12 protein-coding genes are annotated in these 15,162 nt (G+C 62.3%); 1 reads left to right on the top strand and 11 read right to left on the bottom strand.

The features are described from left to right. Window positions 1–61 precede the first annotated feature (61 nt). From LIX93_RS06590 to LIX93_RS06540, 11 genes are all read right to left on the bottom strand, one after another. Window positions 62–766, bottom strand: a complete 705-nt coding sequence (locus LIX93_RS06590) for a TetR family transcriptional regulator (protein WP_226503683.1) — start codon at window positions 764–766, stop codon at window positions 62–64. Window positions 767–975: 209 nt separating this feature from the next. Next, window positions 976–2,478, bottom strand: coding sequence for a lysine--tRNA ligase (lysS, locus tag LIX93_RS06585; RefSeq protein WP_226503210.1), 1,503 nt, complete (start codon window positions 2,476–2,478; stop codon window positions 976–978). Window positions 2,479–2,568: 90 nt separating this feature from the next. Beyond that, window positions 2,569–3,664, bottom strand: a protein-coding gene (gene prfB, locus LIX93_RS06580; RefSeq protein WP_226503209.1) for a peptide chain release factor 2 whose coding sequence is annotated in 2 segments (ribosomal slippage) — window positions 2,569–3,591 and window positions 3,593–3,664 — 1,095 coding nt in all. Because the reading frame shifts where the segments join, the coding sequence is not laid out codon by codon here. Between the two features lie 103 nt (window positions 3,665–3,767). Further along, the gene (locus tag LIX93_RS06575; RefSeq protein ID WP_226503208.1) at window positions 3,768–4,772 is read right to left on the bottom strand and encodes a diguanylate cyclase; all 1,005 of its coding nucleotides are present in this window, start codon (window positions 4,770–4,772) and stop codon (window positions 3,768–3,770) included. Between the two features lie 51 nt (window positions 4,773–4,823). Continuing rightward, window positions 4,824–5,834, bottom strand: coding sequence for a chemotaxis response regulator protein-glutamate methylesterase (locus LIX93_RS06570; RefSeq protein WP_226503207.1), 1,011 nt, complete (start codon window positions 5,832–5,834; stop codon window positions 4,824–4,826). Continuing rightward, the gene (locus tag LIX93_RS06565) at window positions 5,831–8,185 is read right to left on the bottom strand and encodes a hybrid sensor histidine kinase/response regulator (RefSeq protein ID WP_226503206.1); all 2,355 of its coding nucleotides are present in this window, start codon (window positions 8,183–8,185) and stop codon (window positions 5,831–5,833) included. Before LIX93_RS06565 ends, LIX93_RS06570 begins: the two co-directional genes overlap by 4 nt. Next, complete coding sequence (locus tag LIX93_RS06560) at window positions 8,182–8,865, bottom strand: chemotaxis protein CheW (protein WP_226503205.1); 684 nt, start codon at window positions 8,863–8,865, stop codon at window positions 8,182–8,184. Before LIX93_RS06560 ends, LIX93_RS06565 begins: the two co-directional genes overlap by 4 nt. Then, complete coding sequence (locus LIX93_RS06555) at window positions 8,862–10,148, bottom strand: protein-glutamate O-methyltransferase CheR (protein WP_226503204.1); 1,287 nt, start codon at window positions 10,146–10,148, stop codon at window positions 8,862–8,864. The genes LIX93_RS06560 and LIX93_RS06555 overlap by 4 nt, the downstream gene beginning before the upstream one ends. Next, on the bottom strand, window positions 10,145–10,681 hold the full coding sequence (locus tag LIX93_RS06550; protein WP_226503203.1) for a chemotaxis protein CheW: 537 nt from the start codon (window positions 10,679–10,681) through the stop codon (window positions 10,145–10,147). Before LIX93_RS06550 ends, LIX93_RS06555 begins: the two co-directional genes overlap by 4 nt. After that, window positions 10,681–12,303: a methyl-accepting chemotaxis protein gene (locus LIX93_RS06545; protein WP_226503202.1), complete on the bottom strand. Its 1,623-nt coding sequence runs from the start codon at window positions 12,301–12,303 to the stop codon at window positions 10,681–10,683. Before LIX93_RS06545 ends, LIX93_RS06550 begins: the two co-directional genes overlap by 1 nt. A 173-nt stretch (window positions 12,304–12,476) precedes the next feature. Beyond that, window positions 12,477–13,163 carry a DUF533 domain-containing protein gene (locus tag LIX93_RS06540; protein WP_226503201.1) on the bottom strand — a complete coding sequence of 229 codons (687 nt, stop codon included), beginning with the start codon at window positions 13,161–13,163 and terminating at the stop codon, window positions 12,477–12,479. A gap of 286 nt (window positions 13,164–13,449) precedes the next feature. Between LIX93_RS06540 and LIX93_RS06535 the strand changes: the two genes are divergently transcribed. Further along, window positions 13,450–15,072, top strand: coding sequence for a glucan biosynthesis protein D (locus LIX93_RS06535; RefSeq protein WP_226503200.1), 1,623 nt, complete (start codon window positions 13,450–13,452; stop codon window positions 15,070–15,072). Window positions 15,073–15,162: the final 90 nt, after the last annotated feature.

Below are 15,162 nucleotides of genomic sequence, written 5' to 3'. Positions count from 1 at the left end.
CCCTCGCTGGTGAAGCCGTCAGTTGCCTTCCTCGGCAGCATTGCTGTCAGTGCCGGCCGGATCAGGCAGCGGCCAGGACCCGGTGCATGTAGCGGGTGAGGATACCAAGCATCTCGGCGTCCGTGGCGCTATTGCCTGGGCTCAGCAGGCCTTGATACTCCATCCGACCGATGATCGCCGTCAACACCTTGGCATCTTCCTGCGGCTCTCGGGCACCCAGCACTTGCAGCAGCTGACAGGCGCCTTGCAGCAGAATCCCCTGGTGAGCGCGCACCAGTTCAGCCAAGCGCGGCGACAGCAAGGCCTCCTGGCGAAAGGCCTGTTCGGCCATCAGAGCGTCACGGCGGGTACGCAACTGGTGCTGGATGTAGTCGGCGGTGGTCTGGGCGATGTCGTCGGCAAGGCGCGAGCGAGCGGCGGGGCTGCGATCGCCACGGGCTGCCATCTGGCGTAGCAGTTCTTCGTTGTTGGTCCACAGGCGCGCCAGATAGGCCGCGCTACGCTCGACGTACTGGGCGAAGGTGTCGGTGAGCAGGTCTTCGATGTCGTTGAAATAATAGGTGGTGGCCGACAGCGGCACATTGGCCTCGGCGGCCACGGCACGGTGGCGAACGCCTCGCACGCCATCGCGGATGACGATGCGCATGGCGGCATCGAGAATGTCCTGGCGGCGTTGTTCGCTGCCTTGACGAGTGGCCTTGCGGCCTTGATAACGAACGTTGTTTGCCACGTCGGTGGCCAGGCCGGCTGCGCCCTGTGGTGCCATTGCGGGGATCACTTACAGACTTTCCTTGTGTGTAATGGATTTTTTACGGTATCAGCACCGGCCTCTTCGCGAGCAAGCCTTGCCCCTACAATGTTCACAGATGCAGCGGCGTACACCTGTGGGAGCAAGGTTGCGCGTTCGGCGGCGAAGGGGCCGGTGTGTGTTGCATAAAAAAACCGCCCTTGCGAGGCGGCTTTTTATTCACTGCATCAGGCTTGCGGGCGCATGTGCGGGAACAGGATCACATCACGGATCGATGGTGAGTTGGTCAGCAACATCACCAGGCGATCGATACCGATACCTTCACCGGCCGTCGGCGGCATGCCGTACTCCAGAGCGCGGACGAAGTCGGCGTCGTAATGCATGGCTTCGTCGTCACCGGCGTCCTTGTCCGCCACCTGAGCCATGAAGCGCTCGGCCTGGTCCTCGGCATCGTTCAGCTCGGAGTAGGCGTTGGCGATTTCACGGCCACCGATGAACAGCTCGAAACGGTCGGTGACGTTCGGGTTGTCATCGTTGCGACGTGCCAGCGGCGACACTTCGAACGGGTACTGGGTGATGAAATGCGGCTGCTCCAGCTTGTGCTCGACCAGCTCTTCGAAAATCATCACCTGCAGCTTGCCCAGGCCTTCGAAACCGAGCACCTTGGCGCCGGCTTTCTTGGCGATGGCGCGGGCCTTGTCGATGTCGTTGAGATCATCGGCGGTCAGCTCGGGGTTGTACTTGAGGATCGAATCGAACACCGACAGGCGCACGAACGGCTCGCCGAAGTGGAACACCTTGTCGCCGTAAGGCACGTCGGTCGTTCCGAGCACCAGCTGCGCCAGTTCACGGAACAGCTCTTCGGTCAGGTCCATGTTGTCTTCGTAATCGGCGTAAGCCTGGTAGAACTCCAACATGGTGAATTCGGGGTTGTGCCGCGTCGAGACGCCTTCGTTACGGAAGTTGCGGTTGATCTCGAAGACCTTCTCGAAGCCACCGACAACCAGGCGCTTGAGGTACAGCTCCGGCGCAATGCGCAGGTACATGCCCATGTCGAGCGCGTTGTGGTGAGTCTCGAACGGCTTGGCCGCAGCACCGCCGGGGATGGTTTGCAGCATCGGCGTCTCGACTTCCAGGAAGTCACGCTTCATCAGGAAGGCGCGGGTGTGGGCGATCACCTGCGAACGCACGCGGAACGTCTGGCGCACGTCTTCGTTGACGATCAGGTCGACGTAGCGCTGGCGGTAGCGTTGTTCGGTGTCGGACAGGCCGTGGTGCTTGTCGGGCAGCGGGCGCAGCGACTTGGTCAGCAGGCGCACGGTGGTCATTTCGACGTACAGGTCGCCCTTGCCGGAACGCGCCAGGGTGCCTTCGGCAGCAATGATGTCGCCCATGTCCCAGGTCTTGACCGAGGCCAGGGTCTCTTCCGGCAGGGTCTTGCGATTGACGTACACCTGGATGCGCCCGGTCATGTCCTGGATCACCATGAACGAGCCACGGTTGAGCATGATACGACCTGCCACCTTGACCGGGATGGCCGCTGCTTCCAGTTCTTCCTTGGTCTTGTCGACGTACTGCTTTTGCAGGTCGGCTGCATAGCGGTCACGGCGGAAGTCGTTGGGGAAGGCCTGACCCTTGGCGCGCTCGGCAGCAAGCTTTTCCTTGCGCAGGGCGATCAGGGAGTTTTCTTCCTGTTGCAGGGCTTGCGGGTCGAGTTGTTGGTCGCTCATGTCTTTAGAATTTCCATCACGGGGTTGTTGCCCCTGCCTTGCGGCAGGGATCGCGGGCCAGCCCTGTTCGCGCCGAAGCGCGAAGAGGTGTTACAGCCCTTGCTTGAGGCTGGCGATCAGGTATTCGTCGATGTCGCCATCGAGCACCTTGTCGCAGTCACTGCGTTCGATACTGGTACGCAGATCCTTGATGCGCGACGCGTCGAGCACGTACGAGCGGATCTGATGTCCCCAGCCGATGTCCGACTTGGTGTCTTCCAGAGCCTGGGAGGCGGCGTTGCGTTTTTGCACTTCCTGCTCGTAAAGGCGCGCCCGCAGCATTTTCATGGCGGTGTCCTTGTTGGCGTGCTGGGAGCGTTCGTTCTGGCAGCTGACCACGGTGTTGGTCGGTACGTGGGTGATACGTACGGCCGAGTCGGTGGTGTTGACGTGCTGACCACCGGCACCCGAGGAGCGGTAGGTATCGATGCGCAGGTCCGACGGGTTGATGTCGATTTCGATGTTGTCATCGATTTCCGGCGACACGAACACGGCCGAGAACGAGGTATGGCGACGGTTGCCGGAGTCGAACGGGCTCTTGCGTACCAGGCGATGCACGCCGATCTCGGTGCGCAGCCAGCCAAAGGCGTACTCGCCCTTGATATGCAAGGTGGCACCTTTGATACCAGCGACTTCACCGGCCGACAGCTCCATGATGGTGGTGTCGAAGCCGCGTTTGTCGGCCCAGCGCAGGTACATGCGCAGCAGAATGTTGGCCCAGTCTTGGGCTTCAGTACCGCCAGAGCCGGCCTGGATGTCCAGGTAGGCGTTGTTGGCGTCCATCTCGCCGCTGAACATGCGGCGGAATTCGAGCTTTTCCAGCGACTCGCGCAGGCGCTCGACTTCTTCGCTGACGTCAGCGACGGCGCTTTCGTCTTCTTCCTCGGCAGCCATCTGCAGCAGGTCCTTGGCGTCGGCCAGGCCTGAATGCATCTCATCGAGGGTGTCTACGATCTGCGCCAGCAGGGAGCGCTCGCGCCCCAGTTCCTGGGCGTAGGCAGGGTTGTTCCAGACACTCGGATCTTCAAGCTCGCGATTGACTTCGGTCAGACGCTCATGCTTTTGATCGTAGTCAAAGATACCCCCGAATGGTTTCGGAGCGCTCGGACAGGTCCTTGATGCTGTTAAGGATCGGGTTGATTTCCATGGCGGGCAGCACTCGTGCGTAGCGTTTCAAAAGCCGGAGAGTATAACGCACTCCGGGCTTTAGGGCAGCATCGCCGGGCGAGGAATGATGCCCGCCGAGGCCGCTATTCGATCCCGACCTGATTGCGCCCGTTGTGCTTGGCCAGATAAAGGCCCTTGTCTGCCGCCGAGATCAACAGCCGGCAACTGGTGCTCTGCGCCGGGGTCATGGTCGACAGACCGATGCTGACCGTGAGGAACGAATCCTCGACCGGTGCATTGTGCGCGATCTTCAAGGCAGCGATGCTCTGGCGCAGTTTTTCCGCTACCAACCGCGCGCCGCCCGGGGAGGTGTTGGGCAATACCAGCGCGAACTCTTCGCCACCGTAACGCGCCGGCAGATCGCTGGAACGGCTGGAGGCCTCGCGGATAGCATCGGCAACCTTGCGCAGGGCTTCATCGCCCTCAAGGTGACCGAAATTGTCGTTATATGACTTGAAGAAGTCGACATCGATCATCAACAGCGACAGCTGCGTCTGGTCGCGCATGGCGCGACGCCACTCCAGTTCCAGGTACTCATCGAAATGCCGACGGTTGGACAGGCCGGTCAGGCCATCGGAGTTCATCAGCCGTTGCAGCACCAGGTTGGTATCGAGCAACTGCTGCTGGCTGACTCGCAACGCCCGATAGGCTTCGTCACGCTGCAGCAACGTCAGGTAGGAGCGCGAGTGATAGCGGATACGCGCGACCAGTTCGATGGTGTCCGGCAACTTGACCAGATAATCGTTGGCCCCCGCCGCGAAGGCCGCGCTCTTGATCAGCGCGTCCTCTTTGGTCGACAGGACGATGATCGGGATGTCCTGGGTCGAGGGGTGATTGCGATAGTCACGTACCAGCGTCAGGCCGTCGAGGCCCGGCATGATCAGGTCCTGGAGGATCACCGTCGGCTTGATGCGCACCGCCTGGGCAATGGCCTCGCGCGGGTCGGCGCAGAAATGGAAGTCGATGTTGGCTTCATTCGCCAGGCTGCGGCGGATGGCTTCGCCGATCATGGCCTGGTCGTCGACCAGCAGCACCATGGCTTTGTTCTCGTCGGACGATTTGAAATCTTCGATCTGCAGATCAATCATGCGCTTTCACCTGGTAACTGCCTTCATGCCGGCGAGGCGGGAGACGTGTAATCATCGAAAAAAAATATCCGTAAGTCGTGGCGCGATCCGCTCCAGGGGATGAATCTCGACAGCCGCATCAATCGCCGCTGCCGCCTTGGGCATGCCGTAAACGGCACTGCTTTGCTGATCCTGCGCGATGGTCAGCCAGCCTTGCTGACGCATCATTTTCAGACCCTGAGCGCCGTCGCGCCCCATACCTGTCAACAGTACCCCCACCGTATCGCCATTCCAGAAGCGTGCCACACTTTCAAAGAAAACATCGATAGAAGGACGATAAATTTCGTTCACCGGCTCGGCAGTGTAGGCCAAAGTTCCATTTTTCTGTAAGCGAATATGGTGATTGGTGCCAGCCAGCAGCACCGTGCCAGGCTGCGGTGGTTCGCCTTCGCGGGCCAGGCGCACCGGCAGGCGCGACTCGCTGCTCAGCCAATCGGCCATGCCGGCGGCAAATACCTGATCGACGTGCTGCACCAGCACAATAGCCGCCGGAAAGTTTTCCGGGAGTGCCTTGAGGAGGATCTCCAGCGCGGCCGGACCGCCCGCCGATGACCCGATGGCCACCAGCCCTTGGCGCTGCGAGGCTTGGCGCAGCGGCGCCTCGATGGTTTTTTCAACCCGACCACGCGGGCCGATCAGCCAGCCGATATTGAGGATCTTGCGCAACAGGGGCGCCGCCGCTTCTTGCGGATGACTGCCACCTACCGCAGGCGTATCGACCACATCCAGTGCGCCATGGCCCATGGCTTCGAACACCCGGTGCACGTTCTGCTCGCGATCGACGGTGACGATGACGATTGCGCAGGGAGTTTTTGCCATGATCTGACGCGTGGCTTCGACGCCGTCCATCACCGGCATGATCAGGTCCATGAGAATCAGGTCGGGGGTCAGTTCGGCGCAATGTTCCACGGCTTCCTGGCCATTGGTCGCCACCCAGACCACCTGATGGGCCGGCTCGAACGCCAGCGCGCGGCGCAGTGCCTCGACAGCCATGGGCATGTCGTTGACGATAGCGATCTTCATCCCTGTGCCCCCCCAATCAGCTCCACCACCGCGTCGAGTAACGCATCATCATGGAAACTGGCTTTGGCCAGATAATAGTCCGCTCCGGCGTCCAGTCCACGGCGTCGATCTTCTTCGCGGTCCTTGTACGACACCACCATGACCGGCAGCGACTGCAACCGGCTGTCGCGGCGCAGCAAGGTCACCAGCTCGATGCCGTCCATGCGGGGCATGTCGATGTCGGTGATCAGCAAATCGAAATCCTCACTGCGCAGCGCGTTCCAGCCGTCCATGCCGTCCACCGCGACCGCCACTTCGTAGCCGCGATTGGTCAACAGCTTGCGTTGCAATTCGCGCACGGTGAGCGAGTCGTCGACTACCAGCACGCGTTTGCGAGTCTGTTCGACCGCGTGGTTCTGGCGACGATCGATGCGCTCGAGGCGACCAGTGGTCAGCAGTTTTTCCACCGAGCGCACCATGTCTTCGACGTCGACGATCAGTACCACCGAGCCGTCATCGAGCAGTGCGCCCGCAGAGATATCCTGAACCTTGCCCAGGCGCACATCCAGCGGCATCACTACCAGAGTGCGCTCGCCGATGAAGCGCTCGACCGCTACCCCGTAGATGGCATCGCGCTCGCGGATCACCACGACCTTGAGGCTGTCCTGGGTGACTTGCCCCGCCGGGCGTTGCAGCAATTGGGTAGCAGCCACGAGACCGATATGGCGGCCTTCGTACCAAAAATGCTGACGCCCTTCGAGCTGGACGATCTGTTCGGTGAGCAGGTCGAGGGTGTGCTCGATATGGGCCAAGGGAAACGCGTAGGCCTCGGCGCCGACTTCGACCACCAGACTGCGCACCACCGACAGGGTCAGCGGTACCTCAAGCTGAAAGCGGCTGCCCTGCCCGGCGCTCTGATACAGCTCGATGGCGCCGCGCAACTGGCGAATGCCATGTTGCACCGCATCCAGGCCGACGCCACGGCCGGACACCTCGGTGACCTTGTCGCGCATGCTGAAACCGGGCAGGAACAGGAACGACAGCAGCTCCTCCTCGCTCATCTGCTCGGCGGTGTGCGCGGGCGAGAGCTGGCGGGCGACGATATTGGTGCGCAAGCGTTCCAGGTCGACACCGGCACCATCGTCACTGAGCTCAAGCACCAGCAACCCAGCCTGGTGCGACGCGCGCAAGCGCACCACGCCTTCGGCGGGCTTGCCGGCGAGCAAGCGCTGCTCGGGGCTTTCGATACCGTGATCCACGGCGTTGCGCAGCAAGTGGGTCAAGGGCGCTTCGAGCTTTTCCAGGACATCACGATCGACCTGGGTCTTTTCGCCTTCGATGTCCAGGCGCACTTGCTTGCCCAGCGACCGGCCCAGATCGCGGACCATGCGTGCCTGCCCCGCCAGCACATCGGCAAAGGGCCGCATGCGGCAGGCCAGGGCCGTGTCGTACAGCAATTGCGCGCGCTGACCGGCATGCCAGCCGAACTCGTCGAGCTCGGCGGTCTGCTGCAACAGCATCTGCTGGGTTTCCCCCAACAGGTCTTGCACCTGAGCCAGCGCCTCGCGAATGTCTGCGCTCGGCGATGTGGCGTCGAGTTGCTCCTTGAGGCCGTCCAGGGCACGCAGGCTCTGGCTTTGCATTCTTTTGAGGCGCTGCATGGTGGCCAGGTACGGCTTGAGCCGCTGGGTCTCGACCAGCGCCTTGCTCGACAGATCGAGCAAGCTGTTGAGGCGCTCGGCGGTTACCCGCAATACCCGTTCGCCGCCTTCGGGCACACGCTTGCCTCTGAGCGCAGGCGTAGAGGCCTGCATGCCCAGGCTCTGCTCGGCAGACTCCAGCGGCTCCAGGGGCGACTCGCCGATGGCCGCGTCGTCGAGGTCCGCCGACGCAGACGCCAACAGGGCATGGGCCGCCGCCGATAGCGCAGCAGCGTCCAACGCCGGATTCGAGGCTTGCCGAGAAGGCAATGGTGTCGAGGCCGGATCCACCACCTGAGCCAGCCGCGCCACATAGGCGGCAATCACCTGCGGCCCGCTGGAGCTGTCGCCCGGCGTAGCGATGCGCATCAGCAGGTCGGTGCCTTGCAGCAGCGCATCGATGTGTTCGGGCTGCAAACGCAGGCGCCCTTCCTGGGCGCTGACCAGGCAATCCTCCATGACGTGAGCGACGCTGACCCCGGCATCGACGCCAACGATCCGCGCCGCGCCTTTGAGCGAATGCGCCGCGCGCATGCAGGCTTCCAGTTGATCGGCCTGGGTGGGGTTGCGTTCCAGTTCCAGCAGGCCGGCGCTGAGCACTTGCGTCTGGGCTTCGGCCTCCAGACTGAAGAGTTCGAGCAGCGAGGCATCGCGCATTTGATCGGGGGTCATGTCAGGCTCCGGGTCACAGCCGACATCAGCAATTCGTCATCCAGTACTCGCAAACTGCGCCCCTTGAATTGCATTACCGCTCGGGTGAAGCGCGCGCCAGCGACCGCGCTGGGCGTTTCGCCGGCTTGAATATCCGACAGATCGATGCGGTGGATCGCATCGACTTCGTCCACCGGCACCACCACCGAGCCGTTTTCCGCCGCCAGAATCAGCATCCGCGGCGTCACGCGCGCAGTGCTGGCAACCACGGTATCGGGGTCGACGCCCAGCAGTTCGCCCAGCGACAGGCAAGCCACCAGCGCGCCGCGCACGTTGGCGACGCCCAGCAAAGCGCGCGAGCGCTGGTGCGGCAAGGAGTGCACCGGTTGCAACGGCGCGACCTCGACCAGGCAGCGAGTGGCCAGCGCCAGCCACTCGTCGGCGAGCCGGAAGACCAGCAACGAGCGGTTTTCGACCTTGCCACGCAATTCACTGTACTGCAGCGCCGCGATGTCCTGCTGGCCAAGGCTGTAGCGATCCAGCAGGCGCACCGCCGCCGCAGCGTATACCGCGCAGTTGCGGCAATGAATATGCTCGGCCAACAGCGGGCAGGATTTGTCGCCCCGCACGCCGATGCGGTTCCAGCAGTCGTCGATCGGCTGATCGTCGACGATGACGTCCATCACTTGGCGCTCGATCATGATTTACGCTCACTGCGCGCAGCGCGCTCTTGCAGGCGCCGGGCGCCCGCGGCGTCACCAAGCGCAGCCAGCAGCATGGCCAGATGCGCCAGCGCCTCGGGGTGCTGAGGGTCCAGATACAACGCCTTGCGATAGAAACCCTGCGCCTCCATCGAATTACCGGCGACATCGCTGAGCAACCCGAGCCAATAGAACACCTGGGCGCTGGGCGCATGTTCGCGCAAGTATTGCTGGCAGGTTTCGCGGGCCTGGGCGGTGTTGCCTTCATTGGCGAGCGTAGCAATGCGTGCCAGCAATATCGCCGCGTCGCTGTCTCTCGCCGAGACTGCCGGTATGCCGACGGATCGAACCGGCTGGCCAGCGTCACGCGGCGTCCGCGCCAACATCGCTCGCGCTGCCACGGGAGGTGCAATGCGCACCGGCACAGCGGCTGGCGGGCGACTGGCAGCGGTGATCGGTGCAGGTATCGGCGTCGGCGCAGGCACCTGATGGTCGCGCACAAAGGCGAACGACTGAGGAATCCCGATCGGACGCATGCCCATGCTCGCCAGCAAGCTGCCTTCGGCAGGGCCGATGAACAGTGCGCCGTCTTCGCGGGTCAGCTTCTTCAACACGTCGAACACGCGCTGCTGGGTGGGCACGTCGAAGTAGATCAACAGATTGCGGCAAAACACAAAATCGTAGGGCGCTTCGCTGGCGAGCAACCTGGGGTCGAGCACATTGCCGGATTGCAAGCGAACCTGCTCGCACACCTGCGCATTGAGCTGATAGCCCTCGCCCACCGCCGTGAAATATCGCTCGCGATAACTCAAGTCCGCGCCGCGAAAGGAGTTGCGTCCATAGTGCGCGCGCTGGGCACGAACGACCGAGGCGGGGCTGACGTCGATACCGTCGACCTTGAACTGCTGGGGGCAGATACCCGCGTCAAGCAAGCTCATGGCGATGGAGTAAGGCTCCTCGCCGGTCGAACAGGGCAAGCTGAGAAAACGCAGCGGGCGTGACGATTTGAGCTCCAGCAGACGTTTTTTCGCCAGCCCTGCCAATGCGCCGAAGGATTCGGGATAACGGAAGAACCAGGTTTCCGGGACGATCACCGCCTCGATCAATGCCTGCTGCTCGGCGGCCGAATGCTGCAGCAGGTCCCAATAGGCGTCCAGATTCGCGCTGCCGGCGCTGGCGCAGCGTTGCTCCACGACCCTTTCGATCATCGCCGAGCCCACTGAAGCCACGTCCAGACCGATGCGCTCGAACAGGTATTTGAAGAAGCGCTCGTCAGCATTCATCGAGGGTTATCCTCGTGCAGGCTGACAGCCAGGCTCGGCGCATACAGCATCGTGCGCGCCTGATCGTCGAGCAGGTCCTGGACCCCGACCCATTGCAGCAGCCCCAGCGCATCCTCACGAACCGGCCCCAGATACGGCGCCGCCGGATTGTCCAGGCCATAGGGCTGGAACTCGGCCGGATCGCAACGCAGGGTATCGGTGGCCTGCTCCAGAATCAGCCCAAGCAAGGCGTCAGGCTGTTGCGGCTGCCCGCGGTAATGCACCAGCACAAGGCGCGTGCTGGTGCGCGCCACGGCCGGTCGATCGAAGGTCAAGGCGCCGATATCGATGACCGGCACCACCTGCCCGCGGTGAGCGAAGATCCCCGCCACCCAGCCGGGCGCGCGCGGGATCGGCTTGAGGGGCAACAACGGCAGGATCTGCGCCACCTCTACCGCCGCCAGGGCGAAGCGTTGCCCGCCTACCTGAAAGACCAGAAACAGCTTGCTGGTGGCAGGCGCCGCGGCGCGTACCGAGGTGGACACCTGGGTCATCAGACTTTGAATCGCGACACGCCACCGCGCAACCCGGTCGCTACCTGGCTGAGCTCGTCGATGGCGAAACTGGCCTGGCGCAGGGATTCGACGGTCTGGCTGCTGGCATCGCTCAGCTGCGCCAGCGCATGGTTGATCTGTTCGGCACCGGTGGCCTGAGCCTGCATGCCCTCGTTGACCATCAGCACCCGCGGCGCCAGCGCCTGCACCTGATGAATGATCTGGTTCAGTTGATCACCCACCTGGGTGACCTCGTACATGCCCCGACGCACTTCCTCGGAAAACTTGTCCATGCCCATCACCCCTGCCGACACGGCGGACTGGATTTCGCGGACCATCTGTTCGATATCGTAGGTGGCCACCGCCGTCTGGTCGGCAAGACGCCGCACTTCGGTCGCGACCACGGCGAAACCACGGCCATATTCTCCGGCCTTTTCGGCTTCGATGGCAGCATTGAGCGACAGCAGGTTGGTCTGGTCGGCGACCTTGACGATGGTGACCACGACCTGATTGATGTTGCCGGCTTTTTCGTTGAGCACGGCCAGCTTGTTGTTGACCAGTTCAGCGGCGCCCATGACCTGATGCATGGTTTCTTCCATGCGCGTCAGGCCTTGCTGACCGGAGCCGGCCAGCAGGGAGGCCTGGTCTGCCGCCGAGGCGACCTCGGTCATGGTGCGCACCAGATCGCGAGAAGTCGCGGCGATTTCCCGCGATGTGGCGCCGATTTCAGTGGTCGTGGCGGCGGTCTCGGTCGCGGTGGCTTGCTGCTGCTTGGAGGTCGCAGCGATCTCGGTGACCGAGGTGGTGACCTGCACCGAAGAGCGCTGAGCCTGGGAAACCAGGGACGTCAGGTTGGTCATCATGTCATTGAAGCCGATTTCCAGATCGCCGAACTCGTCCTTGCGATCCAGCTGCAAACGGGTACTGAGGTCACCGGTGCGCATGACCTCAAGAATACGCAGGAGCTTTTCCATCGGCGCCATGATGGTGCGCATCAGCAGAAAGCCGCAAATACCCGCTGCGATCACGGCGACCAGCAAGGCCACGCCCATGGTGACCTTGGCCGACGTCACGGCATTGGCGATTTGCTGGGTAGCACTCTCGGCTGCTTTGCTGTTGAGTTCGATGACCGCGTTCAACGCCTTGCGACCTGCAAACCAGGCTGGCGACAAGTCGGTCTGAGCCAGGTCCTGAGCCTCCATGAAGTGCTTCTGCCGATAGGCTTCGAGGGTACGCTCGAGGACGTCGTGGTAGACGGTATTGAGGCGTTTGAATTCGCTGAAGGCAGCCCGATCGGCCTCGTCATGGATGGTGCCTTCATACTTGGCGATCTGCTCGGTGAGGCGTGCGTCGAACCCTTTGTACTGCTCCTCGTCGGAGCTGATCAGCTCGCGCTGGCTGCTCAAGCCGATCAGCTGCTGGGTGTAGACATAGCTGTCGACAAAGGCGCTACGGATCATCGAGCTGTAGTAGACCCCGGGCATGCTGTCGGTGCGCACGTCGTCGGAGCTGTCTTCGATCTTCTGCAGACGGGTGTAGGAGGCGACGATCATCAACAACATGATGGCGATGATGACGGCAAAACTCGCCAAAATGCGGTGGCGCAAGGTCCAGTTCTTCACGATTACCCCTCGAATACATTCGCCTGCCAGCGAAAACGGCAGAGCACAGCCCTGCATATTGCAACCATATGTGTACTTTCCGCCATCTGCGGGGGTATTACCAGCAAGATTTATTACCAAAATGCCAGTATCGGCGGGCTGTTCGTCGCTCGGCAGGCCCCGGTTTCAGGCGCTTACAGCTGGCGCACCTGAGATTCCAGCTCCACGCGCAATGCCGGATCGAGCTTGAGCTGACGGGCGAGTTCATCCAGGTAAGCTTTCTCCATGAAGTGCTCCTCGTCGACCATCATCACGCTGGCCAGATACATCTCTGCGGCGATTTCCGGCGTTTGCGCCGCCCGGGCGACTTCGGCAGGGTCCAACGGTTTGTTCAGCTCCAGATGCAACCATTGCTGGAACTCCTGATCGGCGTCGAGCTTGACGAACTCGCCCTCGATCAACGCGCGCTCACGGTCATCGACGTGACCGTCAGCCTTGGCGGCAGCCACCAGCGCCTTGAGGATCGCCTGGCTGTGCACCTCAGCTTGCTGCGCCGGCACCTGATCGATGGTCTGCGGCGGGGTCGCCGTCTGGCCGGGCTGGTTGGCCTGCCAGTTGCTGTAGGCCTTGTAGGCCACCACCCCGAGCGCGGCCAGCCCGCCATAGGTGATGACCTTGCCGCCGACGTTGCGCGCCTTCTTGCTGCCCATCAACAGGCCGATGGCCCCGGCAGCCAGTGCGCCGCCGCCCGCGCCCGACAGCAAGCCGGTCAGATCCCCCAGGCCCGCTGCGCCTTTGTGGGAGGCGGAACCGGCGGACTTGTTTTGCAGCATCTGCTGGCCGGATTTGAGCAACTGATCGAGCAATCCACGGGTATTCATCGGGCAATCTCCACTAGGGGTTGGCGAAACGGGTTCAGGGAGATTACGGCGAGCGTTGTCGCCCCGCTTCAGGAGAAATGCTTCCGAATGTTGCCGCGCTTCATCAATTAGAGGCACTCACCAGACATCCTTTGTTAAAAAATAATCAGCCCTCTGGCGAACCACACCCCATATCAGGTATCTCTTTAGGGTCTTGTCACACTCGGACCCACGGATATCCGAACGCCATTTGCATCCCTTTCATGCCGCACGGAGCGGCTGGGACTCCTTCTGTACAGGGTTATCTATGCACCGCCGGAACCTTCTGAAAGCCTCGATGGCCATTGCGGCTTACACCGGTCTGTCTTCTGCCGGGCTGTTCGCTGCCCAGGCCATGGCCGCCACAGCCGATGGTGAGCTGGAAAAGTTCAGCTTCGACGGGCTCAAGGCCCACGCCAAGGACCTGGCCGGCAAAGGCTTCGTGGATCGCAAGCAGGTCTTGCCTGCCACCTTGGCCAACATGAACCCGCTGCAATTCAACGCCATCAAGTACGACGCCAAGCATTCGCTGTGGTACGACCTGCACGGTCAACTGGATGTGCAGTTCTTCCACGTCGGCATGGGTTTCAAGACCCCAGTACGCATGTACAGCGTCGACACCGCCAGCCAGCAGGCGCGCGAAGTGCATTTCCGCCCCGAGCTGTTCAACTATGCCGACTCCAAGATCGACACCCAGCAGCTCAAGGGTGACCTGGGCTTTGCCGGTTTTCGCTTGTTCAAGGCACCGGAAATCGATCACCACGATATCCTCTCGTTCCTCGGCGCCAGTTACTTCCGCGCAGTGGATGCCACGGGTCAGTACGGTCTGTCGGCGCGCGGCCTGGCCATCGACACCTATGCCGGCGGCCCGGAAGAATTCCCCGACTTCACCAAGTTCTGGTTCGAGGCTCCGAGCAAGGATGGCACCCGTTTCGTGGTCTATGCCCTGCTCGAATCGCCGAGCGCCACCGGCGCCTATCGCTTCGATATCGATTGCCAGGCCAAGCAGGTGGTGATGGCCATCGACGCCCACATCAATGCCCGCAAGGACATCAAGCAACTGGGCATCGCGCCGATGACCACCATGTTCAGCTGCGGTACCAGCGAGCGCCGCATGTGCGACACCATTCACCCGCAGATCCACGACTCCGACCGCCTGGCCATGTGGCGCGGCAACGGCGAGTGGATCTGTCGGCCGCTGAACAACCCTGAGCATATCCAGTTCAACACCTTCGTCGACAAGGATCCCAAGGGCTTCGGCCTGGTGCAGACCGACCATAATTTCGCCAGCTACCAGGACACCGTCGACGGGTACCACGAGCGGCCGAGCCTTTGGGTCGAGCCGACGACGCCTTGGGGTGAAGGCTCCATCGACCTGATGGAATTGCCGACCACGGGCGAGACGCTGGACAACATCGTGGCGTTCTGGACGCCCAAGGACCCGGTCAAGGCCGGTGAATCCCTCAACTATGGCTACAAGCTGTACTGGAGCGCGCTACCGCCGGTGAGCACACCGCTGGCGCAAGTGGCGGCGACGCGCACGGGCATGGGTGGGTTTACCGAAGGCTGGGCGCCGGGCGAGCACTATCCGGACGTGTGGGCACGACGCTTCGCGGTGGACTTCGCGGGCGGCGGCCTGGAGAAACTTGCGGATGGCACTCACATCGAGCCTGTGGTGACGGTGTCCAATGGCGAGGTCAAGGACTTCCAGATCCTCTGGCTGCCAGACATCAAGGGCTACCGCGTGCTGTTCGATTGGTACCCGACCAACGACAAGGTCGACCCGGTGAACATGCGCATGTTCATCAAGACGGCCGACCGCACGTTGAGCGAGACGTGGTTATACCAGTACTTCCCGCCGGCGGCGGACAAGCGCAAGTACACCTACTGAAGCAGGCCCCCTGTGAGAGCGGCTATGCCCGCGAGGCTTTGAAGGCTTGGCGGGCAGAGCTCGCTCCTACAGGAGGTGGGCATCATGCGG

This window comes from Pseudomonas sp. MWU16-30317 (assembly GCF_020515695.1).
Lineage (GTDB): Bacteria > Pseudomonadota > Gammaproteobacteria > Pseudomonadales > Pseudomonadaceae > Aquipseudomonas.
The sequence above is the reverse complement of the archived record's forward strand: the minus strand, read 5'-3'. Positions and strand labels throughout refer to the sequence as shown.

What these genes read in the sequence shown, in the direction of transcription:
- LIX93_RS06565 (WP_226503206.1), bottom strand. Translation starts at nt 8,185, where the DNA reads ATGACCCCCGATCAAATGCGCGATGCCTCGCTGCTCGAACTCTTCAGT.
- LIX93_RS06540 (WP_226503201.1), bottom strand. Translation starts at nt 13,163, where the DNA reads ATGAATACCCGTGGATTGCTCGATCAGTTGCTCAAATCCGGCCAGCAG.
- LIX93_RS06550 (WP_226503203.1), bottom strand. Translation starts at nt 10,681, where the DNA reads ATGACCCAGGTGTCCACCTCGGTACGCGCCGCGGCGCCTGCCACCAGC.
- LIX93_RS06570 (WP_226503207.1), bottom strand. Translation starts at nt 5,834, where the DNA reads ATGAAGATCGCTATCGTCAACGACATGCCCATGGCTGTCGAGGCACTG.
- LIX93_RS06575 (WP_226503208.1), bottom strand. Translation starts at nt 4,772, where the DNA reads ATGATTGATCTGCAGATCGAAGATTTCAAATCGTCCGACGAGAACAAA.
- LIX93_RS06535 (WP_226503200.1), top strand. Translation starts at nt 13,450, where the DNA reads ATGCACCGCCGGAACCTTCTGAAAGCCTCGATGGCCATTGCGGCTTAC.
- LIX93_RS06590 (WP_226503683.1), bottom strand. Translation starts at nt 766, where the DNA reads ATGGCACCACAGGGCGCAGCCGGCCTGGCCACCGACGTGGCAAACAAC.
- LIX93_RS06555 (WP_226503204.1), bottom strand. Translation starts at nt 10,148, where the DNA reads ATGAATGCTGACGAGCGCTTCTTCAAATACCTGTTCGAGCGCATCGGT.
- lysS (WP_226503210.1), bottom strand. Translation starts at nt 2,478, where the DNA reads ATGAGCGACCAACAACTCGACCCGCAAGCCCTGCAACAGGAAGAAAAC.
- LIX93_RS06560 (WP_226503205.1), bottom strand. Translation starts at nt 8,865, where the DNA reads ATGATCGAGCGCCAAGTGATGGACGTCATCGTCGACGATCAGCCGATC.